This window comes from Mycolicibacterium neworleansense (assembly GCF_001245615.1).
In the GTDB taxonomy this organism is placed as follows: Bacteria; Actinomycetota; Actinomycetes; order Mycobacteriales; family Mycobacteriaceae; genus Mycobacterium; species Mycobacterium neworleansense.
Map to the genome: position 1 here is coordinate 1,933,099 of NZ_CWKH01000001.1, position 25,199 is coordinate 1,958,297.

Annotated in this window: 25 protein-coding genes and 1 pseudogene; 7 read left to right on the forward strand and 19 right to left on the reverse strand. The window is 68.7% G+C overall.

What is annotated here, in order from left to right:
• Nucleotides 1–59 precede the first annotated feature (59 nt).
• Both BN2156_RS09095 and BN2156_RS09100 read left to right on the forward strand, forming a co-directional pair.
• Nucleotides 60–656 carry a DUF3558 domain-containing protein gene (locus BN2156_RS09095; protein WP_090512589.1) on the forward strand — a complete coding sequence of 199 codons (597 nt, stop codon included), beginning with the start codon at nucleotides 60–62 and terminating at the stop codon, nucleotides 654–656.
• Between the two features lie 26 nt (nucleotides 657–682).
• Nucleotides 683–2,326, forward strand: coding sequence for a CocE/NonD family hydrolase (locus BN2156_RS09100; protein ID WP_090512591.1), 1,644 nt, complete (start codon nucleotides 683–685; stop codon nucleotides 2,324–2,326).
• Here BN2156_RS09100 and BN2156_RS09105 read toward each other — a convergent pair.
• Both BN2156_RS09105 and BN2156_RS09110 read right to left on the reverse strand, forming a co-directional pair.
• The gene (locus tag BN2156_RS09105; RefSeq protein WP_090512594.1) at nucleotides 2,315–2,878 is read right to left on the reverse strand and encodes a DUF1802 family protein; all 564 of its coding nucleotides are present in this window, start codon (nucleotides 2,876–2,878) and stop codon (nucleotides 2,315–2,317) included. The genes BN2156_RS09100 and BN2156_RS09105 overlap by 12 nt on opposite strands.
• Nucleotides 2,875–3,141 carry a DUF2277 domain-containing protein gene (locus tag BN2156_RS09110; RefSeq protein WP_064884276.1) on the reverse strand — a complete coding sequence of 89 codons (267 nt, stop codon included), beginning with the start codon at nucleotides 3,139–3,141 and terminating at the stop codon, nucleotides 2,875–2,877. The genes BN2156_RS09105 and BN2156_RS09110 overlap by 4 nt, the downstream gene beginning before the upstream one ends.
• Nucleotides 3,142–3,185: 44 nt before the next feature.
• Between BN2156_RS09110 and BN2156_RS09115 the strand changes: the two genes are divergently transcribed.
• On the forward strand, nucleotides 3,186–3,941 hold the full coding sequence (locus tag BN2156_RS09115; protein ID WP_090512596.1) for an enoyl-CoA hydratase: 756 nt from the start codon (nucleotides 3,186–3,188) through the stop codon (nucleotides 3,939–3,941).
• Nucleotides 3,942–3,953: 12 nt separating this feature from the next.
• On the opposite strand, the gene BN2156_RS09120 is transcribed toward BN2156_RS09115, so the two are convergent.
• Nucleotides 3,954–4,397: a MerR family transcriptional regulator gene (locus BN2156_RS09120; protein ID WP_090512599.1), complete on the reverse strand. Its 444-nt coding sequence runs from the start codon at nucleotides 4,395–4,397 to the stop codon at nucleotides 3,954–3,956.
• 45 nt (nucleotides 4,398–4,442) lie between these two features.
• Here BN2156_RS09120 and BN2156_RS09125 point away from each other — a divergent pair, with 45 nt between their 5' ends.
• Nucleotides 4,443–5,054 (forward strand): class I SAM-dependent methyltransferase, encoded by a 612-nt coding sequence (locus BN2156_RS09125; RefSeq protein ID WP_090512601.1) that lies wholly within the window; start codon nucleotides 4,443–4,445, stop codon nucleotides 5,052–5,054.
• A 79-nt stretch (nucleotides 5,055–5,133) separates the two neighbouring features.
• Here the strand turns inward: BN2156_RS09125 and BN2156_RS09130 are convergent, their stop codons facing one another.
• The 8 genes and pseudogenes from BN2156_RS09130 to rimP all read right to left on the reverse strand — a co-directional run bounded on the left by BN2156_RS09130 (nucleotide 5,134) and on the right by rimP (nucleotide 13,500).
• Nucleotides 5,134–6,141 carry an IS481 family transposase gene (locus tag BN2156_RS09130; RefSeq protein ID WP_110811027.1) on the reverse strand — a complete coding sequence of 336 codons (1,008 nt, stop codon included), beginning with the start codon at nucleotides 6,139–6,141 and terminating at the stop codon, nucleotides 5,134–5,136.
• A 116-nt stretch (nucleotides 6,142–6,257) separates the two neighbouring features.
• The gene (locus BN2156_RS09135) at nucleotides 6,258–7,592 is read right to left on the reverse strand and encodes an MATE family efflux transporter (RefSeq protein ID WP_090512605.1); all 1,335 of its coding nucleotides are present in this window, start codon (nucleotides 7,590–7,592) and stop codon (nucleotides 6,258–6,260) included.
• Nucleotides 7,593–7,594: 2 nt separating this feature from the next.
• Nucleotides 7,595–8,599: a DHH family phosphoesterase gene (locus tag BN2156_RS09140; protein WP_090515693.1), complete on the reverse strand. Its 1,005-nt coding sequence runs from the start codon at nucleotides 8,597–8,599 to the stop codon at nucleotides 7,595–7,597.
• The gene (rbfA, locus tag BN2156_RS09145) at nucleotides 8,592–9,095 is read right to left on the reverse strand and encodes a 30S ribosome-binding factor RbfA (RefSeq protein WP_090512607.1); all 504 of its coding nucleotides are present in this window, start codon (nucleotides 9,093–9,095) and stop codon (nucleotides 8,592–8,594) included. The genes BN2156_RS09140 and rbfA overlap by 8 nt, the downstream gene beginning before the upstream one ends.
• A 3-nt stretch (nucleotides 9,096–9,098) precedes the next feature.
• Nucleotides 9,099–11,415, reverse strand: a pseudogene (gene infB / locus BN2156_RS09150) (translation initiation factor IF-2).
• 79 nt (nucleotides 11,416–11,494) lie between these two features.
• Complete coding sequence (locus BN2156_RS09155) at nucleotides 11,495–11,752, reverse strand: YlxR family protein (RefSeq protein WP_235625253.1); 258 nt, start codon at nucleotides 11,750–11,752, stop codon at nucleotides 11,495–11,497.
• A gap of 177 nt (nucleotides 11,753–11,929) precedes the next feature.
• Nucleotides 11,930–12,958: a transcription termination factor NusA gene (nusA, locus tag BN2156_RS09160; RefSeq protein WP_090512613.1), complete on the reverse strand. Its 1,029-nt coding sequence runs from the start codon at nucleotides 12,956–12,958 to the stop codon at nucleotides 11,930–11,932.
• A complete protein-coding gene (rimP, locus tag BN2156_RS09165) occupies nucleotides 12,955–13,500 on the reverse strand; it encodes a ribosome maturation factor RimP (RefSeq protein ID WP_090515694.1) in 546 nt (181 codons plus the stop codon). Before rimP ends, nusA begins: the two co-directional genes overlap by 4 nt.
• Before the next feature lie 208 nt (nucleotides 13,501–13,708).
• Here rimP and BN2156_RS09170 point away from each other — a divergent pair, with 208 nt between their 5' ends.
• From BN2156_RS09170 to BN2156_RS09180, 3 genes are all read left to right on the forward strand, one after another.
• On the forward strand, nucleotides 13,709–14,233 hold the full coding sequence (locus tag BN2156_RS09170; RefSeq protein WP_090515695.1) for a hypothetical protein: 525 nt from the start codon (nucleotides 13,709–13,711) through the stop codon (nucleotides 14,231–14,233).
• Nucleotides 14,230–14,709, forward strand: a complete 480-nt coding sequence (locus BN2156_RS09175; protein WP_090512615.1) for a ferritin-like domain-containing protein — start codon at nucleotides 14,230–14,232, stop codon at nucleotides 14,707–14,709. The genes BN2156_RS09170 and BN2156_RS09175 overlap by 4 nt, the downstream gene beginning before the upstream one ends.
• A gap of 145 nt (nucleotides 14,710–14,854) precedes the next feature.
• The gene (locus BN2156_RS09180) at nucleotides 14,855–15,475 is read left to right on the forward strand and encodes an antibiotic biosynthesis monooxygenase (RefSeq protein ID WP_090512618.1); all 621 of its coding nucleotides are present in this window, start codon (nucleotides 14,855–14,857) and stop codon (nucleotides 15,473–15,475) included.
• A 23-nt stretch (nucleotides 15,476–15,498) separates the two neighbouring features.
• On the opposite strand, the gene BN2156_RS09185 is transcribed toward BN2156_RS09180, so the two are convergent.
• The 8 genes from BN2156_RS09185 to BN2156_RS09220 form a co-directional block, all read right to left on the reverse strand.
• Entirely contained in the window at nucleotides 15,499–17,262 is a 1,764-nt protein-coding gene (locus BN2156_RS09185) for a proline--tRNA ligase (RefSeq protein WP_090512621.1), read from the reverse strand.
• Between the two features lie 24 nt (nucleotides 17,263–17,286).
• Nucleotides 17,287–17,949, reverse strand: coding sequence for a 4a-hydroxytetrahydrobiopterin dehydratase family protein (locus tag BN2156_RS09190; RefSeq protein WP_090512623.1), 663 nt, complete (start codon nucleotides 17,947–17,949; stop codon nucleotides 17,287–17,289).
• 21 nt (nucleotides 17,950–17,970) lie between these two features.
• A complete protein-coding gene (locus BN2156_RS09195; protein WP_090512626.1) occupies nucleotides 17,971–19,491 on the reverse strand; it encodes an MFS transporter in 1,521 nt (506 codons plus the stop codon).
• 33 nt (nucleotides 19,492–19,524) lie between these two features.
• Complete coding sequence (cobA, locus tag BN2156_RS09200; protein ID WP_090512628.1) at nucleotides 19,525–20,742, reverse strand: uroporphyrinogen-III C-methyltransferase; 1,218 nt, start codon at nucleotides 20,740–20,742, stop codon at nucleotides 19,525–19,527.
• Nucleotides 20,739–22,103, reverse strand: a complete 1,365-nt coding sequence (locus BN2156_RS09205) for a cobyrinic acid a,c-diamide synthase CobB (protein WP_090512631.1) — start codon at nucleotides 22,101–22,103, stop codon at nucleotides 20,739–20,741. The genes cobA and BN2156_RS09205 overlap by 4 nt, the downstream gene beginning before the upstream one ends.
• Before the next feature lie 91 nt (nucleotides 22,104–22,194).
• A complete protein-coding gene (gene cobO, locus BN2156_RS09210) occupies nucleotides 22,195–22,809 on the reverse strand; it encodes a cob(I)yrinic acid a,c-diamide adenosyltransferase (RefSeq protein WP_090512634.1) in 615 nt (204 codons plus the stop codon).
• Nucleotides 22,810–22,842: 33 nt separating this feature from the next.
• Nucleotides 22,843–24,717: a magnesium chelatase subunit D family protein gene (locus BN2156_RS09215; RefSeq protein WP_090512636.1), complete on the reverse strand. Its 1,875-nt coding sequence runs from the start codon at nucleotides 24,715–24,717 to the stop codon at nucleotides 22,843–22,845.
• Nucleotides 24,717–25,190 carry a GNAT family N-acetyltransferase gene (locus tag BN2156_RS09220; protein WP_090512639.1) on the reverse strand — a complete coding sequence of 158 codons (474 nt, stop codon included), beginning with the start codon at nucleotides 25,188–25,190 and terminating at the stop codon, nucleotides 24,717–24,719. The genes BN2156_RS09215 and BN2156_RS09220 overlap by 1 nt, the downstream gene beginning before the upstream one ends.
• Between the last annotated feature and the right edge of the window lie 9 nt (nucleotides 25,191–25,199).

A 25,199-nucleotide genomic window follows, 5' to 3' on the forward strand; every position in this document is an offset into this window, starting at 1 on the left:
GACCGCTACACTCCCCGCAAGCCGGGGAACGTTTTGCCACCAAACTATGAGGGGGTGTGATGGCCGCCAAATTGCGTCGACTGTCGGCATCGACAGGCCTGGTTGCGGCGCTGGTATCGGCGGTGATCGTGGGGTGGCAATCGGGCCCGTCGGAAAGCGCCGGTGTCGGTCCGCTTCACCTCGATGCCACCGATCTCCCGATGACCAACGTGTCGACGACGATCAAGTGGCCGGTCATCGAGACCACGGATCCGTCACCGTTCGATCCGTGCAACGACATCCCGTTCGACGTGGTCCAGCGCATCGGCCTGGCCGTCACCCCGCCGGAGGCCGAGGACAGCCTGCGGTGCCACTACGACGCCGGGAACTACCAGATGGCGGTCGAGGCCTTCGTCTGGCGTACCTACGAGCAGACCATCCCGCCCGACGCGGTCGAACTCGACATCGACGGACACCGGGCGGCCCAGTACTGGATCATGAAGCCGACCGACTGGAACGACCGCTGGTGGATCACCTGCATGGTCGCGTTCAAGACCAGCTACGGCCTCATCCAGCAGTCGCTGTTCTACTCGCCCATCCACTCCCCGGACCGGCCGGACTGCCTGCAGACCAACCTGCAGCGGGCCCACGAACTGGCGCCCTACTACAAGTTCTGACGGCCGGCGATACGTAGCCTGGCTACGTGAGCACATTGCGCCGGTACACCGGCAAGGTAGCCAGCCGCATTCTGGGCCTGCCGCCGCACGAGACCGACTTCACCGTGCAGCACGGGCTGCGGATACCGATGCGCGACGGTGTCGAACTGGTCGCCGACCACTACGCGCCCGTCACGGACCGCCCCGCGGGCACGTTGCTGGTGCGCGGCCCCTACGGCCGCCGCTTCCCGTTCTCACCGGTGTTCGCGCAGGTGTACGCGGCGCGCGGTTATCACGTGGTGCTGCAGAGTGTGCGCGGCACATTCGGCTCCGGCGGGCAGTTCACCCCGATGGTCCACGAGATGGACGACGGGGCCGACACCGTGGCCTGGTTGCGCGACCAGCCCTGGTTCACCGGGTCGTTCGCGACGGTGGGTCTGTCGTACCTCGGCTTCACCCAGTGGGCGCTGCTGGTCGACCCGCCCGCGGAGATGAAGGCCGCGGTCATCACCGTCGGCCCGCACGATTTCAGCGAATCCGCCTGGGGCACCGGATCGTTCTCCCTCAACGACTTCCTCGGGTGGAGCGCGATGGTGGCCCGCCAGGAGGAGCCCGGTGTGGTTCAGGCCCTGTCGCGGCAGCTGCGCGGGCCCGCCGAGCTTGCCAAGGCGACCGCCGGCCTGCCCATGGGCGCGGCCGGCCGCCGGCTGCTGGGCACCGGCGCACCGTGGTACGAATCCTGGCTGGAGCACCCCGAACGCGACGATCCGTTCTGGGACCGGCTGCGGTTCGAGGAGGCACTGCAGCGCGTCGAGGTACCCATCCTGCTGCTCAGCGGCTGGCAGGACCTGTTCTTGGACCAGACGCTGGAGCAGTACGAGCAGTTGCACCGGCGCGGCGTCCCGGTCGCGTTGACGGTCGGGCCGTGGACGCATACACAACTGCTGACCAAGGGGCTCACCACCCTGGTCGGCGAATCGCTGGACTGGCTCGGCACCCACCTGGGAGGTGACGGCGAAACCGACCGCAGCACGGTACGGGTACACGTCAACGGCGAAGGCTGGGTGGAGCTGGCCGACTGGCCGCCCGTCATGCCCGAGTACGAGTTGTTTCTGCAGCCGGCGGGACGGCTGGCCCCGACCCCGCCGCCGGAATCCGCGCCCAGTTCCTCGTTCGTCTATCACCCGGCCGACCCGACCCCCACCGTGGGTGGCCGCCTGCTCGCCGCGACCGGCGGTTACCGCGACGACACCCGGCTGGCCCGCCGTCGCGACGTGCTGACGTTCGACGCCGACCCGCTGACCGCCGATCTGTATGTGGCGGGCAATCCGATCGTCGAGCTGGCACACAGCTGCGACAACCCGCACCACGATGTCTTCGTCCGGATCAGCGAGGTGGACGCAAAGGGCCGGTCCCGCAATGTGTCCGACGGATTCCGCCGTCTGAACGGCCACACCGGGCCGGTGCGTCTCGAGTTGGACGCCGTCGCACACCGTTTCCGGACGGGATCGCGGATCCGGGTGATGATCGCCGGCGGCTCACATCCACGGTTCGCCCGCAATCTGGGCACCGCGGAGCCGCCGATCTCCGGCTCTCTGCTGGTGCGCGCCACCCACACGGTGCACCACGGCGAGGGCGGACTGTCCCGGGTGGTGCTGCCCGCCGGGGGTGTCCCGCCGTCAGCCCACTGACCGACGCACCCGCTCGGCGACATCGCCCAGCGTCGCGTCGTCGTGCACGGGTGAGCCCCAGTCCGCCCGCACCGGCAGATCGACCCAGCTCTTGCAGCCGGCGAACTCGGGCGTGCGGGCCAGCCGGATGGGCGTGTGCAACGGACTCACCTGGACGACCAGGACTATCAGTCGGTGTCTGGGGCGGAAATCGAGCCGGTCGGCCCGCACCGATTCGGCCGTCCAGATGTGCAGCGGCGCCAACTCCTCGATCGATTCGGGCCGGTTCACCTCCACTGCGGCAACCACTTTCGCGCCGGCCCGGATGGTCACCGCGTCCTCGGTGCTGTCGAGGGCGGCCGCGTCGAGCAGGTCTGCGTGTTGGGGGCGTACCCGTGCGGCATGGCTGTGCGCGACCGTCGGGAACAGGATGAACTCGGGAGCGGCCACCGAAAACCGCTTCTCGTGGATACCGCCTTTGCGCAGCAGTACGGTCTGACGACCATCGAGCAGTGCGTGCACCGCCGCGCTCCACTCCTTGAGCGCGGGTTGGGTCGCCAGGCTCTGGGTCACTGCGCGGCCAGCCGGGCGCGAACCTCCGGACGGCGCAGCGGCGGAACGGTCTTGGGCGGCTGCCGGCGTGGGGCCAGTCCGTCCAGCAGCCGGGTGGTCGTCGCGGTGACCTCGGCGACGGCGGCCTCGAACGCCTCGACGTTGGCCCCGGTCGGACGGGTGATACCGCTGACCTTTCGCACGTACTGCCGGGCCGCGGCCTCGATCTCTTCGTCAGTGGCTGCGGGCTCCAGCCCGCGCAGTTCGGTGATATTGCGGCACATGACACCACGATAGGCGGCGGATCACGTCACGATAGATTGATCGAATGAGTGATGACGTACTGCTGATCGACACCACCGACCGAGTTCGCACCTTGACCCTGAACCGGCCCAAGTCGCGCAACGCCCTCTCGACCCAGTTGCGTACCGAGTTCTACGGCGCCCTGCGTGCCGCGCAGGCCGACGACGACGTCGACGTGGTCATCCTCACCGGCGCCGATCCGGTCTTCTGCGCGGGCCTGGATCTCAAGGAGCTCGGCGACACCACCGAACTTCCCGACATCTCCCCCAAGTGGCCGGCCATGACCAAGCCGGTGATCGGCGCGATCAACGGAGCCGCGGTCACCGGGGGCCTGGAACTGGCGCTGTACTGCGACATCCTGATCGCCTCCGAGCAGGCCAAGTTCGCCGACACCCACGCGCGGGTGGGGCTGCTGCCGACCTGGGGCCTGAGCGTACGACTGCCGCAGAAGGTCGGCGTCGGCCTGGCTCGGCGGATGAGCCTCACCGGTGATTACCTCTCCGCGGCCGAGGCGCTGCGCGCCGGTCTGGTCACCGAGGTTGTCCCCCACGACGAGCTACTGCCCGCGGCCCGGCGGGTGGCGGCTTCGATCGTCGCCAACAATCAGGCCGCCGTACGTGCCCTGCTCGCCTCGTATCACCGCATCGACCAGTCCCAGACCAACCAGGGCCTGTGGATCGAAGCGGCTTCGGCCCGCGAGTGGATGGCGACGGCGAGCGGTGACGACATCGCGGCCAGCCGCAGTGCCGTGATCGAGCGGGGTCGCTCGCAGGTGCGCTGAGGTTCAGGCTCGTCAGTCGACCAGCCAGCCCCTTCCGGTCTGGTCGGCGGCGAGTTCCTCGACGCTCATCCCGTCGATGAGCCGGTCCAGCGCACCGATCATCGTCGCGCATTCGCGCGCCGGGTGGTCTTTCGGGCAACTCAACGCATGGGCCAGGAACTGTTGCGCCCCTTGTGCTTGCGCGATCACCCGATCAAGCGCGGCGATCTGCTCGCGGACCGTTTCGCGCCACTGCTCACTGGGCGCGTCCAGCACTGCGGCCGCGGTGTCGAGCGGAAGACCCAACCGGTTCACGATCTTGAGCAGCGCCAGCCGGCGAAGCTCCTCGGGCCCGTACATCCGCTTGCCGGCTCGCCGCAGCGACGGCGACACCAGCCCGCGTTCGTCGTAGTATCGCAACGCCGACGGGCTCATCTGCAAGCGCGCAGCGGCCTCACCGATCGGGATCAGGTCCATTCCGCCATTTGACTTCAACCTGGCTTGAACCGGCAAGGTCTACCTATGGACGCCGCGCGTGCGATCAATCACCACGCCGACCACCCCGGGTTCGCGGGGGCCGGCGGGGTGTTGTGCGGGTTGGTCTTTCTCCTGGTGGGCCGGGCAAAAGCCAGGCTGGCCGCCGATACTGCGCAGATTTCGGCGCAGGACCATGTCGTGGATGTGGGCTGCGGGCCGGGTACTGCCGCACGCGTGGCCGCTCGTCGCGGGGCGCGGGTGACGGGTGTGGATCCGGCCCCGATAATGCTGCGGATCGCGCGTCTGGTCACGCCGAGGCGGGCGCCCATCACGTGGAGCGAGGGCACCGCCGAAGCCCTGCCGGTGCGGGACGGCTCGGCGACGGTGGTGTGGGCGCTGGCCACCGTGCACCACTGGCAGGACGTCGACAAGGCGGTGGCCGAGGCACGACGGGCGCTGGGCCCGAGCGGGCGGTTGATCGCGATCGAGCCGCACTCACCGGCGGATGCGACCGGATTGGCCAGCCACGGCTGGACGCAGCAGCAGGCCGAGGCATTCGGTGCGTTGTGTCGGGATGCCGGATTCGGAGACGTGTCCGTGGCCGGGCACGGCAGCGGCAAGGGGGCCGTCTGGGTGGTCAGCGGAACGCGCCTGTAGCCCGCAGGTGCGCGACCGTGCGCAGAATGTCGGCGCGGCGCGGCGTGTCGGGGTGCAAACACGCACGCTCGCGGGGCGACTAGGTGTGATGTCCAGGGAGGTTGGTCAGTCGTGTGACTGGTGGCTGGCCTCCGATGGCGGAGTGGGCTCGATGATGATTGTAGAAATGCAGCCAGCCCGGCAGGGCGATGTCGCGCTGTTCGGTTGATTCATAAAGCCGGGCGTAGGCCCAGCCGTCAGCCAGAGTGCGATGGAATCGCTCAATTTTGCCGTTGGTCTGAGGACGATAGGGACGTGTCCGCTTAGGGGTGATTCGCAGTTCGGCGCAGGCTTCACGCCACGCGTAGGAAATGTAGGCCGACCCGTTGTCGGACAACACCCGCTCGACAGTGACCCCCCGTTCGGCGAACCAGGCCACCGCGCGCTGCAGGACCCCGACTGCCGTGACCGCTTTTTCGTCGGTGCAAATCTCGGCGTAAGCGACCCGGGAGTGATCGTCAATGACAGTGTGCACGAACGCCGTTCCAGTCCTGGGACGCCAATTCTTGGTGCGGTCGCCTCGATTACCGGTGCGGCGGGCCGTCAGTACCGCGTTGTGCTTACTTTGTTGTCGGCTCACGAACTTGTGACCACCCCCGTCGGGGATGTTGCCGAACTTGGTCACATCGACGTGAATCAGCGCGCCGGGATAGGGATGCTCGTAGCGGCGCAGCGGCTCACCAGTAATGCGGTCGATGGACGACAGGCGGTTGATCCGGCAACGGGTGAGCACCGCGTGCACGGTCGAGGCCGGCACGCCCAGACGCCCCGAGATCTGCACCGGACCGAGGCGATGACGCCACCGCACGCCCACGATCTGCCGCACCATCGCCGGTCTAGTACGCGTAGGACTTGTACGCGGTCGCGAGCTGCGATCGGCCATCCCCAGTGCCCCTTCAGCGCGGAACCGGTCGGCCCACTTCTTGGCAGTTCGCGGCGCGACCATGAACATCTTGGCGGCTGCGGCGTAGGTCCACCCGGACTCGACGATCAGCTGGGCCAACCTCAATCGCGCACGAGGGGTCAGAGCAGCGTTAGCGTGGGACACGAAGGCCTCCTGGTTGGTGAAGCGGTTCCTAGACAGCTCCACTTCACAACCGGAGGCCTTCACCTGTCACACAGGCTCACCGATACCGTTCGGGACAACGTCCCTGGACATCACAACTAGGCGGTCCCGGGTACCAGCCATCGGCCTGAGAACGCACGCCAGCCCACGAAGATCAGCCGCAGCACCATGAACGTGCTCAGTCCCGACCAGATCCCGAACAGGCCCCAGCCGTAGATCAGTGACAACCAGATCAGCGGCAGGAAGCCCACCAGGGCGCTGGTCAGCGTGGCGTTGCGCATGAACTTCGCGTCACCGGCGCCCAGCAGCACCCCGTCGAGCGCGAAGACGATGCCGGCCACGGGCAACTGGGCCACCATGAACCACCATGGCACCCCGATGGCCGACAGCACCGACTCGTCGTCGGTGAACACCGACGGCAGCACCGACGAACCGACGGCGAACACCAGGGCCAGCACCACCCCGGCCAGGGTGGAGAACAGCGTGACCCGCCAGGCCACGCTCTTGGCGTGTGCGAGCTGCCCGGCACCCAACGCCGCCCCCACCAGTGACTGTGCTGCAATCGCGAGCGAATCCAGCACCAGCGCAAGGAAACTCCAGACCTGCAGCACCACCTGATGCGCTGCCACGGCGGCCGCCCCGAACCGTGCGGCCACCGCCCCGGCGGAAAGGAAGCAGGCCTGGAACGCCAGCGATCGCAGCAGCAGGTCACGGCCCATGGTCAACTGCGCCCGCAGTACGGCGGGCTGCACCCTTAGCGCGACCTTCTCGATCACCAGGGCACGCAGGAACAACAGCGCGGCCACCCACTGCCCCACCACGTTCGCCACCGCCGAGCCGGGCAGTTCCATCCGCGGCAGGCCCAGCCAGCCATACACCAGCAGGGGGCACAGCACCGCCGACACCGCAAACCCGAACACCACGTAGTGCAGGGGGCGGGCGGTGTCCTGCACCCCGCGCATCCAGCCGTTCCCGGCCAGCGAGACCAGGATCGCCGGGGCGGCCAGGATGGCGATGCGCAGCCACGGCAGCGCGGCGTCGGCGATATCGGAACGTCCGGCGATCGCCGCCAGCAGCGGCACCGCCACGGTCTGAACGATCACGACGATGAGCAGTCCCAAACCGAGGGCCAGCCAGGTGGCCTGCACGCCTTCGCCGACCGCCGCCTTCCGGTCGCCGGCCCCGAACAGACGGGCCGAGCGTGAGGTGGTGCCATAGGACAGAAATGTCCCCTGCGAGTTGACCAGGCCGAGGATCAGGCCGCCGATGGCCAGCCCGGCCAGGCTGAGCGCGCCGAGACGTCCAACGATCGCGATGTCGAACAGCAGATAAATGGGTTCGGCCGCCAGGACCCCCAACGCCGGAAGCGCCAGGCCGGCAATGCGACGGGTGGTGGCCGGTGCGACCGGGATGTCGCCTTCCGGCTCAACCATGGCTAGGCAAGAGCTTGAGCCAGCGCCTGTACGACATCATCGGCAGGGCCCGCCGCCGAATAACCGGCCGCGTGCGGATGCCCGCCGCCCCCGAACGAACTGGCGACCGTGGCCAGATTCAGCGACTTGGCCCGCATCGAAACCGACCAGTGTTGGGGTTCGATCTCTTTGAACACCGCGGCCACCTCCGCCTGTTGGGTGGTGCGCACGATGTCGACGATGCTCTCCACTTCCTCGGGCCGGGCACTGGACCACTCGTCATGCGACACAACGGCATACACCAGACCACGGCCTCCGACGGCCTCGGGCAGCAGGCGCGCCGAGGCCAGCACCCGCGACAGCATCGGCAGCCACGCGAACGGGTGGGTGTCGAGCAGGGCGCGACTGATCGAGGCGTTGTCCACCCCGAGCTCGACCAACCGGGCCGCCAACCGGTGCGCTCGGGCGGTGGCCCAGCGGAACGAACCGGTGTCCGTGGTCAGCCCGGCGTACAGGCAGTGCGCCACCCGCTTGTCGATGGGTTTGTCCCAGGCGTCGAGAAGTTCGGCCACCAGCATCGTGGTGGAGTCCGCCGTGGGATCGACATAGTTGGCGGAGCCGAACAACTGATTGGACGCGTGGTGGTCGATCACCAGAACCTGACGGCCGTCCCCGGCCAGCGCACTCAACGCGCCGAGTCGGTTGACACTCGGAATATCCACTGTGACAACCAGATCCGCATCATCCCGAATGGCGTTCGGGGCGACCATCAGATGCCCGCCGGGCAGCGTCTGCAGGGACTCGGGCAGCTGGTCGGGAGCCGCGAAGGCTACCTCGACCTGCTTTCCGGCGTCGTCGAGCACCTGTGCCAGCGCCAGGCCGGCACCGATGGTGTCGGCATCGGGATAGACATGGCAGACGACACTGATGGTCGCCGCGTCCGACAGGAGGTCGGCGGCCGCGCGTGCGTCGACACGCAGACCGGAAGGGCGCCCGTTGGGAGCCCCCGAATGAGCAGTATCAGTCATCCGTTCGATCGCGGTCACCGGCATCCTCTGTGTCTGCCCCGTCAGCAAGGGAGTCCATGTCCTCCGCCCCGCTCACACGGTACGGGTCTGCGTCGCCGGCGTGCTTGGCACCCTGCCGAACCCTCGCCAGATCCTCGTCGGCGGCCCGCGCCCGGGCCAGCAGCTCCTCCATCCGGTGCGCCGCTTCAGGCACGGTGTCGCGGACGAACGCCAGGGTCGGGGTGAATCGCACCCCGGTCCCGGCGCCCACCTTGGTCCGCAATACGCCCTTGGCCTTCTCCAGCGCCGCCGCCGCACCGGCATAGTCCGGTTCGTCTTCGAGCGACGACCCCATCACCGTGTAGTACAGCGTGGCGTCGTGCAGATCGCCCGACACCTTCGCGTCGGTGATGGTGACCCCCGCCAGGCGGGGATCCTTGATCTCGTACTCGATCGCCGAGGCGACGATGGTGGAGATCCGTTTGGCGAGCCGCTTGGCCCGTGCCGGATCAGCCATACCTTAGGTCCGCACCTTCTCGACGAGCTCGTACGTCTCGATGACGTCGCCTTCCTTGATGTCGGAATAGGTCAGCGTCAGACCGCACTCGTAGCCCTCGCGCACCTCGGTGGCATCGTCCTTCTCGCGCTTGAGCGAGGACACCGTGAGGTTCTGCGCGACCACCGTGTTGTCACGCAGCAGTCGGGCCTTGGCATTGCGGCGCATGATGCCCGAGGTGACGAGGCAACCGGCGATGTTGCCGACCTTGGACGACCGGAAGATCGCCCGGATCTCGGCGCGGCCGAGCTCCTTCTCCTCGTAGACCGGCTTGAGCATGCCCTTGAGGGCCTTCTCGATCTCGTCGATCGCCTGGTAGATCACCGAGTAGTACCGGATCTCCACACCCTCGCGGTTGGCCAGCTCGGTCGCCTTGCCCTCGGCACGGACGTTGAACCCGATGATGATCGCGTCCGACGCCGACGCCAGGTTGACGTTGGTCTCGGTGACGCCACCGACACCGCGGTCGATGACCCGCAGCTCCACCTCGTCGTCGATCTCGATGCCCATCAAGGCTTCCTCGAGGGCTTCGACCGTACCGGCGTTGTCGCCCTTGAGGATCAGGTTCAGCTGGCTGGTTTCCTTCAGCGCCGAATCCAGGTCTTCCAGGCTGATCCGCTTGCGACTGCGTGCGGCCAGCGCGTTGCGCTTGCGCGCGCTGCGCCGGTCGGCGATCTGGCGGGCGATGCGGTCCTCGTCGACAACCAGGAAGTTGTCACCGGCACCCGGCACCGACGTGAAGCCGATGACCTGGACCGGACGCGACGGAAGCGCCTCTTCGACGTCTTCGCCGTGCTCGTCGACCATGCGGCGGACGCGGCCATAGGCATCACCTGCCACCACCGAGTCGCCGACGCGCAGCGTGCCGCGCTGGATGAGCACGGTGGCCACCGGGCCGCGACCGCGGTCCAGGTGCGCCTCGATCGCCACACCCTGGGCCTCCATGTCGGGGTTGGCCCGCAGATCCAGGGCGGCGTCGGCGGTCAGCACGACCGCTTCCAGCAGCGCCTCGATGTTGGTGCCCTGCTTGGCGGAGATGTCGACGAACATGGTGTCGCCGCCGTAATCCTCGGCCACCAGGTTGTATTCGGTCAGCTGCGCCCGGATCTTGGACGGGTCGGCGCCTTCCTTGTCGATCTTGTTGACCGCCACCACGATCGGCACGTCAGCGGCCTGCGCGTGGTTGATGGCCTCCACCGTCTGCGGCATGACGCCGTCGTCGGCGGCGACCACCAGGATCGCGATGTCGGTGGCCTTGGCGCCACGGGCACGCATGGCGGTGAACGCCTCGTGACCCGGGGTGTCGATGAAGGTGATCGGCCGGACATTGCCGTCCAGATCGACCTCGACCTGGTAGGCGCCGATGTGCTGGGTGATGCCGCCGGCCTCGCCCTCGCGGACGCTGGCGTTCCGGATCGTGTCCAGCAGGCGGGTCTTGCCGTGGTCGACGTGACCCATGACGGTGACCACCGGCGGGCGGACCTCGAGGTCCTCCTCGCCGCCCTCGTCCTCGCCGTAGGTGAGGTCGAAGGACTCCAGGAGCTCGCGGTCCTCGTCCTCGGGCGAGACGACCTGCACCTTGAAGTTCATCTCGCTGCCGAGCAGCTCCAGGGTGTCGTCACCGACCGACTGGGTCGCGGTGACCATCTCACCGAGGTTGAACAGCGCCTGGACCAGTGCGGCCGGGTTGGCGTCGATCTTCTCGGCGAAGTCGCTCAGCGACGCACCGCGGGCCAGCCGGATGGTCTCGCCGTTGCCCTTGGGCAACCGCACGCCACCGACGACCGGCGCCTGCATGTTCTCGTATTCGGCGCGTTTCGCCCGCTTCGACTTACGGCCACGCTTGGGCGCACCGCCGGGACGACCGAACGCGCGCAGCGGCGGCCGGTGCACGCGGCGCGGCCGGAGGCTGCGGAGCAGCGGGCTTGGGTGCCGCAGGCCGGGCCGGGGTAACCGGGGCGGCCTGAGCCGCCGGGGCCTGGGGTTCGACCGCCGGGGCCGCGGGCGCGGCGGGCTTGGCCGGGGCCGGCTTGGGCGCGCCGGGCTTGGGTGCCGCAGGTGCGGCGCCAGAGGCGCCCTGCGGGCGGGGCTTGTCTTCGGGCTTCTTGCCGCCGGCCTTGGCGCCGAACGATTCGCGCAGCCGACGCGCGACCGGCGCCTCCACCGTGGAGGACGCCGACTTGACGAACTCGCCCTGCTCCTTGAGCTTGGCTAAGAGTTCCTTGCTGGTGACACCGAGTTCCTTCGCCAACTCGTGTACACGGGCCTTACCTGCTGCCACTACATCTCCTCGTCTGGAGGCAACAGCGGTGGTAGGCGCCGCGCCTCGGGTTTAGCTATGACGCATGGTCATCGGGACTTCACGGTGTGCTCATGTTCTTCGCTACCTGTTCTGTTGCCGGGGCGTCGGGCCGGTCGAGAGCTTCGGTGATGCTCTCGACGTACTCGATCACCGCGGATGTATCCGGTGAACCGGTGAGTCGCAACGCTCGGACGAAGGCTCGTCGCCGCACTGCCATCTGCGCGCACTGCTGGTCGGGGTGCAGCCACGCACCACGCCCTGGCAGGCTTGCCTCGGGATCAACGGTTACGGAACTCGTCCCGTTCCCGTCGGTCACCGCGACCACTCGGAGCAACTCGGCGGCCAACTCTCGCTTCCGGCACCCGACGCAGGTCCGCACTGGTCCGACAGAGGTGTCGGAGGTGCTTCGATGCGTCAGAGCCGGAGTCTCGCGCTGGATCACGGCTGAGTCTACCGCCCCAAGGGCTGTGGTCCGAAACGCCGGTCACTACTGTCAATCGTGTACCGCCCCGGGCCGGACATCATGGTCTGGCTGCGGCGCCGCATCGCTGCGGATATCGATCCGCCAACCAGTGAGCCGGGCCGCCAACCTGGCGTTTTGCCCTTCTTTACCGATCGCCAGGGAAAGCTGGAAGTCCGGCACGATGACCCGCGCCGCCCGGGCGGCCTCATCGATCACCGAGACCGACACCACTTTGGCCGGTGACAGGGCGTTCGCGACGAACCGCGCGGGGTCCTCGTCGTAGTCGATGATGTCGATCTTCTCGCCGGACAACTCGCTCATCACATTGCGCACACGCTGGCCCATCGGGCCGATACACGCCCCCTTGGCGTTGAGCCCGGGCACGCGCGAGGCCACCGCGATCTTGGACCGGTGACCGGCCTCACGAGCCACCGCCACGATCTCCACGGAGCCGTCGGCGATCTCCGGCACCTCAAGGGAGAACAGCTTGCGGACCAGGTTCGGGTGGGTACGTGACAGCGTGATCAACGGCTCGCGGGCACCCCGGGTGACGCCGACGACGTAGCAGCGGAGCCGGTCGCCGTGCTCATAGCGCTCCCCCGGCACCTGCTCGGCACTGGGGATGACCCCTTCGGACCCCTTCGTCTCGCTGCCCATCCGGACAACGACCAGGCCACGGGCGTTGGCCCGGGCATCGCGCTGGATCACCCCGGCGACGATGTCGCCCTCGTGGGCGGCGAACTCCCCGTACGTCTTCTCGTTCTCCGCATCACGCAACCGCTGCAAGATGACCTGACGGGCCGTCGTCGCGGCGATGCGGCCGAATCCCTCTGGCGTGTCGTCCCATTCATGCAGGACATTGCCGTCGGCATCGGTTTGGCGGGCCATCACCTTGACCACGCCGGTCTTGCGGTCGATATCGATACGCGCGTCGGGTTCATGCCCTTCGGTGTGGCGATATGCGGTGAGCAATGCCGATTTGATGGTCTCGACAACCACATCGACGGTGATGCCCTTGTCCGCCTCGATGGCATGCAGTGCCGCCATGTCGATGTTCATTCCCCGGCCCCCTTCCCGGTTTCTCCCGACAGTTCCAGCTCACGTCGGTTTGGAGGTGAAAACTCCACTTGCACAACAGCTTTGGCGATATCGGCAAGGGCCAGCTCGCGGACGGTCAGGTCCCGCCCTTCGGGCACCACGACTTTCAGCACGGTGCCGTCGGTTTCCCCGAGCCTGCCGGTGAAGACCGAACCGTCGGTCAGCGTCAACTCGGCCTTGCGCCCGCGGGCGCGGCGAAAATGCTTGGCCTGCGTCAGCGGCCGGTCCACACCCGGCGAGGTGACATCGAGCACATACGGCGTGTCCCCCTGCGCAAGCTGGTCGAGCAACTCAGAGGCCGTCCTCGACAGCGCCGCCAGGGAATCGAGATCGAGGCCCTCGTCGCCGTCGGCGATCACGGTGATGCGCGGCGGACGTACCGATGCGTCGATGACGACATCGTCGATTTCGTAACCGGCGCGCGCGAACTCGCCACCGAGTAGCTCGATCACCTGCGTCTGCGACGGCAAATCCGCAGACCGCAACTTTGGATCCGGTGCCACGGCGAGCTCCTCATCTTGAATTGTCTCCGACACAAATGCCAGGGCCCGCCACCTGGATCGGCCCCGGAATCGCCTATTCACGATACGCCAGGCCCGCGGCAGCAACCGCCAATCGAAGACCGGTGCGTGGCGAATGTCGTCGCCCCGGGCCCGGCCGGGCGGTCAGCGCCGCGTCAGACAGGTGCCCGGGCAATGGCAGGATGTTCACGTGCCGAGCGCCCATGCAGACATCAGCCGGCGGCGCGTACTGGTCTCGGCCGCGGCCCTTGCCCTGCTGGGCGCCACCGCCGCCGCCTGCAGTACGACGACGCCTCAGCCCGAAGTGGACGACCTGACCGCGCAGTGGGGCCGGGCGCGCGCCGACAGCGCACTGGCCTCCGATGCGGCAGCCGCCCAACCGCCGCAGGCACCGGTGGCCCAGGCCCTGAGCGCGGTCGCCGACGATCGCACCGCGCACGCCAAGGCCCTGGCCGACGAGTTGACCCGGATGACGGGTACGGCCCCCACGGACACCGCCACCAGCACCACCAGGAGCCCGGCCAGATCCGGCCCGAACGGCGGGGCCGACGCGGCCGCGCCCGGCGTCGACGACGTCGTCAACGCCCTCAAGGAGTCTGCGGACCGGGCGGCCGGCCTGGCCCGCACACTCTCCGGCTATCGCGCCGGACTCCTGGGCTCCATCGCCGCCTCGTGCACGGCCGCCTACACCGTCGCTCTGGGAGGCGGACAGTGACCTCACCGGGACCACGATCGACCACCTCACCCACGCGTCCGACCACGTCCGCCGACGCCGCGCTGTTCGATGCCGTGGCCGTCGAGCACGGGGCCATCTACGGCTACGGGCTGGTGTCGGCCCATTCGACGCCCGAGGACAACGCCCTGGTGGCCGCGGCGATGGCCGAGCACCGGACCCGCCGCGAAGCCGCCATGGCCATGCTCGAAGCGCGCTCGGTGACCCCGCCGCTGCCCGCGGCCGGATATCAGTTGCCCGCGCCGGTGTCCGATCCGACCGACGCCGTCAACCTCGCAATCCGCATGGAAGAGGACTCCGCGGTGGCCTGGCGCGCGGTGCTCGAACAAGCCACCGGCGACGAGGACCGCACATTCGCGGTCACCGCACTGTCGCAGACCGCCGTCACCGCGGCCCGATGGCGCGCGATCGCGGACGCCTCGCCGGTGACGGTCGCCTTCCCGGGCGGGGGCGAATAGCCGCGCCCGCGATCCCCGGATCCGGTGTTGTTGCACCCGGTAATTGATCGCGGAGTGCCCATTGCCACGTCCGCTCACCGCGGGAAAGGTAGAGGCCGGACCGGTGGCGCCACCGGGGCGCTGCCCCGAACAAAGGGGGTGGATCGTGTACGCACGCTCTACCACTGTCCAGGCACGACCCGAGTCGATCGACGCCGGTATCGCGCATGTTCGCGACGAGGTCATGCCCGCGCTGCAGGAGATCGACGGCTGCGTCGGTATCTCGTTGCTGGTCGATCGCGAGTCCGGCCGGTGCATCGCCACCACAGCATGGGAGACCGAAGAGGCGATGCACGCGAGTGCCGAGCGGGCCGCACCGCTGCGGGCACGGGCCGCGGAAGCATTCGGGGGCACAGCAACCGTCGAAGAGTGGGAGATCGCCGTCCTGCACCGTGACCATCGCACCCACGAGGGGGCGTGCGTCCGGGCGACATGGGCAAAGCTGGAGCCGGGCCAGATCGACGGCGGCATCGAGCATTACAAATCATCCGTGCTGCCCGCGATGGAGGATCTCGACGGGTTCTGCAGCGCCAGCCTGATGGTCGACCGCGCATCGGGACGGGGCGTGTCGTCAGCGTCGTTCGACAGCCGCGAAGCGATGGAGCGGAGCAAGGACCGGGCCAGTGCGCTCAAGACCTCGGCGATCCGCGACATCGGCGCCGAGGAAATGAACGAATGCGAGTTCGAGCTGGCGCTCGCCCACCTGCGGGTGCCCGAGTTGGCGTGAGCGGGCCGGGACGCTGACGGCCGTCAGCGAGCCTCGGTGAGTGCCGCCGAGATCGCGGTCGCCGCGTCGTCGACGGCGATCTCGCGGTTCTCGCCGGTGAACCGGTTGCGCAACTCCACCACACCGTCGGAGAATCCGCGCCCGACCACGACGATCCACGGCATGCCCAGCAGCTCGGCGTCCTTGAACTTCACGCCGGGTGAGGCCTTGCGATCGTCGAACAGCACCTCGTGGCCGAGCCGGTCCAGAGCGGCGACCAGTTCGGTCGCCCCGGCCCGGGCCGCGTCGTCCTTGTTCGCCACGACCACGTGCACATCAAAGGGTGCGACGGCGCTCGGCCAGCGCAGGCCGAGCTCGTCGTGCTGCTGCTCGGCGATCACGGCGACCATGCGGGAGACGCCGATGCCGTAGGAACCCATCGTGAGCCGCACCGGCTTGCCGTCCTCGCCGAGCACGTCGGCGGTGAAGGCGTCGGCGTATTTGCGGCCCAGCTGGAAGATGTGGCCGATCTCGATGCCACGCGCCGAGGTCAGCACGCCGGCTCCGTCCGGCGACGGGTCGCCGTCACGGACCTCGGCGGCCTCGATCGTGCCGTCGGGGGTGAAGTCGCGGCCGGCGACCAGGCCGACCACGTGCTTGTTGGGCGCGTCGGCACCGGTGATCCAAGCCGTGCCGTCCACCACGCGCGGATCGACGAGGTAGCGAACCTCGTTGTCCAACAAGGCTTTTGGTCCTACATAGCCCTTGACCAGGAATGGGTTCTTGGCGAAGTCGGCGTCGTCGAGCAGCGCGAACTCGGCAGGCTCCAGCGCGGCACCCAAGCGCTTCTCATCGACCTCGCGGTCGCCGGGCACGCCGATGGCCAGCAGCTCCCACTCGCCGCCGGGCTCGCGGGTTTTGAGCAGGACGTTCTTCAGCGTGTCGGCGGCGGTGACCTCACGACCCGAGAACTGCGCCAGATCAGCCGAATTCGCCCAGTCGACCAGCGTGGCGATGGTCGGGGTGTCCGGGGTGTCGTGCACCTGCGCCTCGGGCTGCCCCTCGATCGGCAGCGGTGCCGGTGCCCGGGTGATCACCGCTTCGACGTTGGCGGCATATCCGGAGTCCAGGCAGCGCACGAAGGTGTCCTCGCCGATCTCGCTCTCGGCCAGGAACTCCTCCGACGCGCTACCGCCCATCGCTCCGGAGACCGCCGACACGATCACGTAGCGCACACCGAGGCGCCCGAAGATCTTCTGGTAGGCCTCACGGTGGGCGTGGTAGGCGTTCTTGAGGCCGTCGTCATCCACGTCGAACGAGTACGAGTCCTTCATCACGAACTCGCGGCCACGCAGAATGCCTGCGCGCGGCCGCGCCTCGTCGCGGTACTTGGTCTGGACCTGGTACAGGATCACCGGGAAGTCCTTGTAGGAGGAGTACTCCCCCTTGACCGTCAGCGTGAAGATCTCCTCGTGCGTCGGCCCGAGCAGATAGTCGTTGCCGCGCCGGTCCTGCAGCCGGAACAGGGTGTCGCCGTACTCGGTCCACCGGTTGGTGGTCTCGTACGCGCCACGCGGCAGCAGCGCGGGCAGCAGGATCTCCTGACCGCCGATCGCGTTCATCTCTTCCCGCACGATGTTCTCGATCCGGCGCAGGACCCGCAGGCCCAGCGGCAGCCAGCTGTAGATGCCGGGGCCGACCGGACGGACATAACCGGCCCGGATCAGCAGCTTGTGGCTGGGTACCTCGGCATCAGCGGGGTCGTCGCGCAGGGTTCGCAGGAACAGCTCGGACATGCGGGTGATCACAGGCGACAACCTTAAGGCGTGTCGTCAGTCACGGCCCTGCCAGGTACAGATGCAGGCCTCGTTGCCCTCCGCGTCGGCCAGGACCCAGAACCGCGGTGCCACGCGGTCACTGACCAACCTGCCGCCGGCGGCCAGGGCCGCATCGACGCGGGCCTGCGCCGCGTCGTGGATGACGTCGATGTCGAGGTGGATCCGATTGCGCTGGGGGCGAGGCGCATCCATCTGCTGAAACCAGATGGCCGGGCCACGGCCGAAAGGATCGACCAGACCCGCGTCGAGGTCGACGTTCCCCGGTTCGTCGACGTAGCCCGTGACCGCCTTCCAGAACGGTCGGATGGCGCCGATGTCGAGCGCGTCGATCGCGATCTCGATCGCCTGGACGGCCACGGGCCCGGTGGTGAGTTCGAAGCCGTGGGCCGCCAAGGCCTGTGACAGCTCACCGGCCAGTTCCAGATCGCGTTCGGTCACCGCGTGGGCGTGGTGGGTGCGCAGCCGCAGCACGGCCCGGTCGGACCGGATGTCGATCGAAAGATGCCCCGGTGCATCAGAACCGGCCGCGCGCACTGCGTGAGCGGCCGCTGCGGCCGCGTCGGCCATCGACGGCACGAGCACCTCGGTGTAGACAGCACCGAGCACCAGGCGCCAGCCCAGCGGGCCGACGGCCTCGGAGATCTCGCGGCGGTTCATCGGCGTCACCCTGACGTGGTGTCAGTCGAGCTCGAGCTCTCCGGAATCGATGGCGTCCTTGACCTCTTGGGCATGTGCCACCTGTTCGGAGGTGTAGCCGATGAACAATGCCGCAATGCCGACCAGGACCGCGACCGCGGCCACCCAGAGCAATCCGTAGGTGTATCCCGCATCGAGGGCGGCAAGCTGCGGACCGTTCATGTCCTTGACCGGGCCGGTGATCCCGCCCAGATAGAGCGTGCGCGAGGTGATGACGGCCTGGATGATCGCCAGCACCAGCGGACCGCCGAGGTTCTGCAGCATCAGGGCGATGGCCGAGGCCGGGCCGATGCGGTCGAAGCCGACCCCGGCGATCGCCGCCAGCGTCAGCGGCACCACGATCATGCCGATGCCGATGCCGCCGATCGTGATGGGTAGCACCAGGTTCGGGAAGTAAGGAATGCCGGCATGCAGTGTCGAGCCGTAGAGCATCGCACCGAGCACCAGGACACCGCCCGCGATGACCACGATCCGGGGCTGGAAGAACCGGACGATCTGGGACGACGCGCCCAGGCCGATGCCCATACCGATCACGAACGGGATGAAGCCGATGCCGGCGTGAAGGGCGCTGTAGCCGAGGATGTCCTGGACGTACAGGCCGATCAGCACGGTCAAGGTGAACAGCACGCCGCCGGCTAGGAAGATCGCCGCGAACGTGGCGACGCGGTTGCGCTCGTGGAACAGGTCGAATGGCACCACCGGGTTCTCGGCGCTGCGTTCGGCGATGAGGAACGCGATGCCGCAGACGGCGGCGACCGCACCGGAGCCCAGCGTGACCGGGGCCAGCCAGCCGCTCTCGGGGCCCTGGGTGAAGGCGAACACCGCGGCCGTGCAGGCCAGGGTCGCCAGCAGGGCGCCTGCGGCGTCGAGCTTCATCCGCTCGCGGTTGGTCTCACGCAAGGCGGTGCGGGCCAGGTAGAGCATCACCAGGCCGATGGGCACGTTGACCAGGAACGCCAGCCGCCAGGACACCTCGGTGAGCGCACCGCCGACCACCAGGCCCATCACCGAGCCGATGGCAGTCATGGCGCCGAACACGGCGGTGGCCAGGTTGCGCGCCGGGCCCTTGGGGAAGGTGGTCGCGACCAGCGCGAGTCCCGTGGGCGAGGCGATGGCCGCACCGACACCCTGCAGCAGCCGGGCGATCACCAGGGTCGCCTCGTTCCAGGCGATGCCGCACAGGATCGAGGCGATGGTGAACAACGCGACGCCGACGATGAAGGTGCGTTTGCGACCGATGGTGTCGCCGAGTCGTCCGCCGAGCAGCATCAGGCCGCCGAAGGTGAGGACGTAGGCGGTGATGACCCAGCTACGTCCGGCGTCGGACAGGCCGAGCTCGTCCTGGATCCGCGGCAACGCGACGATCGCGACCGTGCTGTCCATGGTGGCCAGCAGTTGCATACCGCCGATCGCGATGACCGCGGAAAGGAAGCCCCAGGACGGGAACCAGGACGGGAGGCGGGCGGCGAGGCCCTCGCGCTCGGCGTCGTTGAGTGCCGTCATACCGGGTCACCTTACCGGAATCTTAAGAATCCTTTAACCGGCGAAGGCTGCCACCGGTCCGATCACGATGATCGCCGGAGGTCGAATGCCGTCCGCCCGGATCCGCTCGGGCGCGTCGGCGAGGGTGGCCCGCAGGGTGCGCTGCGCGACAGTCGTCCCGTGTTGCACCACAAGGACAGGCGTATCCGCAGGTCGGCCGCCATCCAGCAGCGCCTTGGTGAACAGCTCGATGCGTTCGACGGCCATCAGCAGCACGATCGTGCCGGTCAACGCCGCCAGCGCATTCCAATTGACTAACGATTCGGGATGCCCAGGCGCAACATGGCCGCTGACCACCACGAACTCATGCGTCATGCCCCGGTGGGTGACCGGTACGCCGGCCAGCGCGGGCACCGATATGGCACTGGTCACACCTGGGACGACGGTGACGGGAATGCCGGCTTCCGTGCATGCCAGGACTTCTTCGTAACCGCGGGCGAAGACGAACGGATCCCCGCCTTTGAGGCGGACGACGAACTTGCCGGCGCGGGCCCGGTCCACCAGGACCTGGTTGATCGCCTCCTGCGCCATCGCCCGTCCGTACGGGATCTTGGCCGCGTCGATCACCTCGACGTGGGGGCCGAGTTCGGCCAGCAGCTCCTGGGGAGCGAGCCGGTCGGCCACGACGACGTCGGCACGGGCCAGCAGGTGTCGTCCGCGCACCGTGATCAGCTCGGGATCGCCAGGGCCGCCGCCGACCAGCGCCACGCCCTTGGGCGCCTCCCCCGGCTGATCGCCGGACTCGGCGGTGAGCAGGCCGCGCTGCAGCGCCTCGTGGATCGCGGTGCGCAGGGCCGCCGAGCGACGGTGCTCGCCGCCGGCCAGGACGCCCACGGAAAGGCCGTCGGATTCGAAGGTCGCCGGGGTCACCGCCGATCCCTCGCGCGCCACGTCGGCCCGCACGCAGAAGATGCGCCGCTCGTCGGCTTCGGCGGCGATGGCGGCATTGACCTCGGAATCATCGGTGGCCGCGAGCACATACCAGGCACCGTCGAGATCCCCGGCGCGGAAGTCACGCAGCTGCAGGGTGATACCCGGTTCGTCGTGCGACAGCGCCTCCACCGCGGGGCTGGCCGCCCGGGCGATCACGTGTACGTCGGCGCCATGGGCGATCAGCAGGGGCAGCCGGCGTTGCGCGACGGTTCCACCGCCGACAACGACGACCTTCTTGCCCGACAGGCGCAGGCCGACGAGGTAGGCATTCTCGGTCACCCGCCGAGCTTAGTGGTTGCTGCTGTCGCCACGAACCGGGTGATGGCCTCCGGATGCGCCGCGGGGTGGGTGTGCAGGTATCCGGCGTGCACACCACGGCGCACCGCGCCGTCGCGCCGAGCCGTCTGGCCGGGTCCGGCGAACACCCAGGCCGGCGATAGGTCGTCGACGAATTCCACTGCGGTCCGGTGGAATTCGTGTCCGGTGACGCGGTCACCGGCCCCGTGCAGGCAGGAGTCGACTACCGCGACCGCGTCGCGGTAACCCAGGGTGAGCCGCTCGGTGAACCGTGCCGAGCCGGCCAGCACGCCGCACATCGGTACGCCGTCGAGGTCGTCGACCAGATAGGTCAGGCCGGCACATTCGGCGTGCACCGGTGCCCCGCGCCCGACCAGGTCTCTGATCTGCTGCCGGACAAGATCGTTGGCCGACAGTTCGGCGGTGAACTGTTCGGGGAACCCGCCTGGCAGCACCAGTGCGTCCGTGCCGGCGGGCAGTGGTTCGGTCAGCGGATCGAACTCGGCGACCTGCGCCCCGGCCCCGCGCAGCAGTTCGGCGTGCTCGGCATAGCTGAAGCTGAACGCCTTACCCGCGGCCAGGGCCACCGTGACGTTGGTCACCGACTCGGCCACGGGGCTCCACGGCTCGGCGGTCACGTGGGCAGCGGATGCGGCGACGACGGCCGCCAGATCCACGTGCCGGGCCACCAGGGCGGTCATGGCGGCCACCGCGTCGCGCGCCTGACGACCGTGTTCGACAGCCGTGATGAGGCCGAGATGCCTTGAGGGCACCGATAATTCGTCGGCCCGCGGAATCGCACCGAGCACCGTCACACCGGCGTGCTCACAGGCCTGACGCAACACCGCCTCGTGCCGCTCGGAGCCGACCCGGTTGAGAATCACCCCGGCGATCCGCACCGCCGGGTCGAACGTGACGAAGCCGTGCAGCAGTGCGGCGATGCTGTGGCTCTGCCCGCGGGCATCGACCACCAGCACCACGGGCGCCCCAAGCAGGCCGGCGACCTGAGCCGCCGAACCGCGGGGGATGCCGGTCATCTGCCCCTCGATGCGACCGTCGAACAGGCCCATGACGCCCTCGACGACCGCGATGTCGGCGCCGGTACAGCCGTGCCGGTACAGCGGGCCGATCAGGTCCTCTCCGACGAGCACCGGGTCCAGGTTGCGGCCCGGACGGCCGGCGGCCAGGGCGTGATAGCCGGGGTCGATGAAGTCCGGACCGACCTTGAACGGCGCCACCGCATGTCCGGCCTGGCGCAGCGCGCCGACCAAACCGGTTGCCACGGTGGTTTTCCCGCTACCCGATGCCGGTGCGGCGATAACCACCGCGCCGGTGGTGGTCACCTCAGCACCGCGAGCGTGCGTGTCTGCTGCCCGCCACGCCGCGAAACGGCAGCACTATGCGCCCACTCAGCGTCCACGAGCGTGCCGAGAGTCACCACTCGATGCCCTTCTGGCCTTTGCGGCCGGCATCCATCGGGTGCTTGACCTTGGTCATCTCCGTCACCAGGTCCGCGGCATCGATCAAGCCCTGCGGGGCATCGCGTCCGGTGATCACCACATGTTGGGTGCCGGGCCGGTTGGCCAGCACCTCGATCACCTCGTCGACATCGACCCAGCCCCACTTGAGCGGATAGGTGAACTCGTCGAGCACGTAGAAATCGTGGCGTTCGTCGGCCAGCCGGCGTTTGATCTCGGCCCAGCCGTCGGCGGCGGCCGCCGCATGATCGACGTCGGTACCGTGCTTACGCGTCCAGGACCAACCCGAGCCCATCTTGTGCCACTCGACGGGACCGCCGGCACCGTGTTCGTCGTGCAGCCGGCCGAGCTGCCCGAACACGGCCTCCTCCCCCACCTTCCACTTCGCACTCTTGACGAACTGGAACACCGCCACCGAGAACCCCTGGTTCCACGCCCGCAATGCCATTCCGAAGGCCGCGGTCGACTTGCCCTTCCCGGCTCCGGTGTGCACGGCCAGCAGCGGCGCGTTGCGCCGGGCCTTGGTGGTCAGGCCGTCGTCGGGGACGGTCAGCGGTTGTCCCTGTGGCATGGTCGGTCCTTCCTGCGCGGGGTCTCGGGCCGGTCAGGCGGCCGTCTGGTGCTGGACGAGCCGGGTCAGCTCGGCCGCGCGCAATTGTTCGAGCCGCACTGCCGGCGCACCCAGCTGTTCGGCCAGTTGACCGGCCAAACCCAGTCGCACAAAAGATGTTTCACAGTCCACCACCACGGCGGCGGCCCCCTCGGCCACCAACGCGGCCGCGGCTTGCCTGGTGCGGCCCAACGGATCCGGGCCTCCGGTGGCGCGGCCGTCGGTGAGCACCACCACCAGGGTGCGCCGGGCCCGGTCGCGGGCCTTCTCGCGGATCACGAGATCGCGAGCGGCCATCAGGCCCTGCGCCAGCGGAGTTTTGCCCCCGGTGTCGAACCGGGCCAGCCGGCGACCGGCGATGTGCACCGAGGTGGTGGGCGGGAGCAGCACCTGGGCGTCGTCGCGGCGGAAGGTGATCACGGCGACCTTGTCACGGCGCTGGTAGGCGTCGCGCAGCAGCGACAGCGTCGCGCCGGTGACGGCCGACATCCGGTCGCGGGCGGCCATCGACCCGGAGGCGTCGACGACGAAGATCACCAGATTGCCTTCGCGGCCCTCACGTACCGCGCGCCGGATGTCTTCGGGGCGAGGCCGGGGCAGGCCCGCACCCTGTTGACGGCCCGCGGCGGCGAGCAGGGTGGCGAACATGTGCAGCCCGTGCCCGCTGCCGGGTTCCGCGGTGGCCCCGATCGGCGTGCCGGTGCGGTTGCGGGCCCGCGAACGGCGACCGGGGGCACCCTCACCGACCCCGGGCACCACCAATGCCCTGGTCCGGAACACCGCCGACGGCGGAGCGCTCGGTCGGGTGCTGGACTGCTTCGAATTTCCCTGCGGCACTGTGCTTTCCGAACCGGTATCGGCTCCACCACCGGGAGGGTCGAAATCAGGGTCGAAATCCGGGTCTGGTGGCTCGGTGTCCTGCCCCGGCTGCGCGGCGGACTCCCCCGCCTGCTGCATGGCCTCCTCGAGGCGGTCGGGGTCCAGCCCAGGATCGTCGAACGGATCGCGCCGGCGCCGGTGCGGCAGTGCCAGTTCGGCGGCCACCCGGATGTCCTCTTCGGTGACCGTGGCGGCGCCGCGCCAGGCCGCATGAGCAACGGCGGTGCGCGCGACCACGAGGTCGGCACGCATCCCGTCGACGTCGAACGCCGCGCACAGTGCGGCGATCCGGCGCAGTTCGGTGTCGGGCAGCACCACCGAGCCGATCGCGGCCCGGGCCGCGGCGATGCGACCTGCCAACTCGGCGTCGGCATCCGCATACCGATCGGTGAAAGCCCGCGGGTCCGCCTCGAACGCCATCCTGGCCCGGATCACCTCGACGCGTACATCGACGTCACGTGAGGCGGCCACATCCACGGTCAGCCCGAATCGGTCCAGCAGCTGGGGACGCAGCTCGCCTTCCTCGGGGTTCATCGTGCCGATCAGCACGAACCGGGATTCGTGCGAATGCGAAATACCTTCGCGCTCAACATGTACCCGGCCCATCGCAGCGGCATCGAGCAGCACGTCGACCAGATGGTCGTGCAGCAGGTTGACCTCGTCGACGTAGAGAACTCCGCCATGGGCGCGGGCCAGCAGGCCCGGCGAGAAGGCGTGCTCACCGTCGCGCAGCACCTTCTGCAGGTCCAGCGAGCCGACCACCCGGTCCTCGGTGGCACCGATGGGCAGCTCGACCAGGCGAGCGTCGTCGTCGACCGCCGACAACACCGCGGCCAGGCCGCGTACCGCGGTGGATTTCGCGGTTCCCTTCTCGCCGCGGATCAGCACGCCGCCGATCTCCGGATGCACCGCGCACAACAGCAGGGCCAGCCGCAGCCGGTCCTGCCCCACCAGTGCGCTGAAGGGATAGGTATGGGTCTCGACGGTCATCAAACTCGCTCTCGCGTTACATCGGCCCCGGGGCGCACCATCGGCACATGCGGGATGCCGTCGTCGAGGAATTCGTCGCCGTCGCGGACGAATCCGTGCCGGCCGTACATGTCGACCAGGTAGGTCTGAGCATTGATGTGGCACGGATAGTCGCCGACCTCGGCCAGGGCCGCCTGCATGAGCCGGGCGGTGTGCCCGCGGCCCCGGTCAGTGCGCTTGGTGCACACCCTGCCGATCCGGAACGCCTTCTCGCCGCCGGGATGCTCCTCCATCAGGCGCAGCGTCGAAATGACTTCCCCGTCAGGGCTTTCCAGCCAGAAATGGCGGGTCTCGGCGAGCAGATCGCGGCCGTCGAGCTCCGGGTACGGAGTTGCCTGTTCCACCACGAACACCTCGACACGAAGCTTGAGCAGCTCGTAAAGCGTTGGTACGTCGAGGTCCTTGGCCCAGCTGCGGCGTAGTGCGACCGTCATCCGCCCGCC

Excerpts from the sequence above, each read along its gene's own strand:
- BN2156_RS09095 (WP_090512589.1), top strand. The coding sequence starts at position 60 with ATGGCCGCCAAATTGCGTCGACTGTCGGCATCGACAGGCCTGGTTGCG.
- BN2156_RS09110 (WP_064884276.1), bottom strand. The coding sequence starts at position 3,141 with ATGTGCCGCAATATCACCGAACTGCGCGGGCTGGAGCCCGCAGCCACT.
- BN2156_RS09115 (WP_090512596.1), top strand. The coding sequence starts at position 3,186 with ATGAGTGATGACGTACTGCTGATCGACACCACCGACCGAGTTCGCACC.
- BN2156_RS09120 (WP_090512599.1), bottom strand. The coding sequence starts at position 4,397 with ATGGACCTGATCCCGATCGGTGAGGCCGCTGCGCGCTTGCAGATGAGC.
- BN2156_RS09125 (WP_090512601.1), top strand. The coding sequence starts at position 4,443 with ATGGACGCCGCGCGTGCGATCAATCACCACGCCGACCACCCCGGGTTC.
- BN2156_RS09135 (WP_090512605.1), bottom strand. The coding sequence starts at position 7,592 with ATGGTTGAGCCGGAAGGCGACATCCCGGTCGCACCGGCCACCACCCGT.
- BN2156_RS09140 (WP_090515693.1), bottom strand. The coding sequence starts at position 8,599 with ATGACTGATACTGCTCATTCGGGGGCTCCCAACGGGCGCCCTTCCGGT.
- rbfA (WP_090512607.1), bottom strand. The coding sequence starts at position 9,095 with ATGGCTGATCCGGCACGGGCCAAGCGGCTCGCCAAACGGATCTCCACC.
- nusA (WP_090512613.1), bottom strand. The coding sequence starts at position 12,958 with ATGAACATCGACATGGCGGCACTGCATGCCATCGAGGCGGACAAGGGC.
- BN2156_RS09190 (WP_090512623.1), bottom strand. The coding sequence starts at position 17,949 with ATGAACCGCCGCGAGATCTCCGAGGCCGTCGGCCCGCTGGGCTGGCGC.
- BN2156_RS09195 (WP_090512626.1), bottom strand. The coding sequence starts at position 19,491 with ATGACGGCACTCAACGACGCCGAGCGCGAGGGCCTCGCCGCCCGCCTC.
- cobO (WP_090512634.1), bottom strand. The coding sequence starts at position 22,809 with ATGCCACAGGGACAACCGCTGACCGTCCCCGACGACGGCCTGACCACC.
- BN2156_RS09215 (WP_090512636.1), bottom strand. The coding sequence starts at position 24,717 with ATGACCGTCGAGACCCATACCTATCCCTTCAGCGCACTGGTGGGGCAG.
- BN2156_RS09220 (WP_090512639.1), bottom strand. The coding sequence starts at position 25,190 with ATGACGGTCGCACTACGCCGCAGCTGGGCCAAGGACCTCGACGTACCA.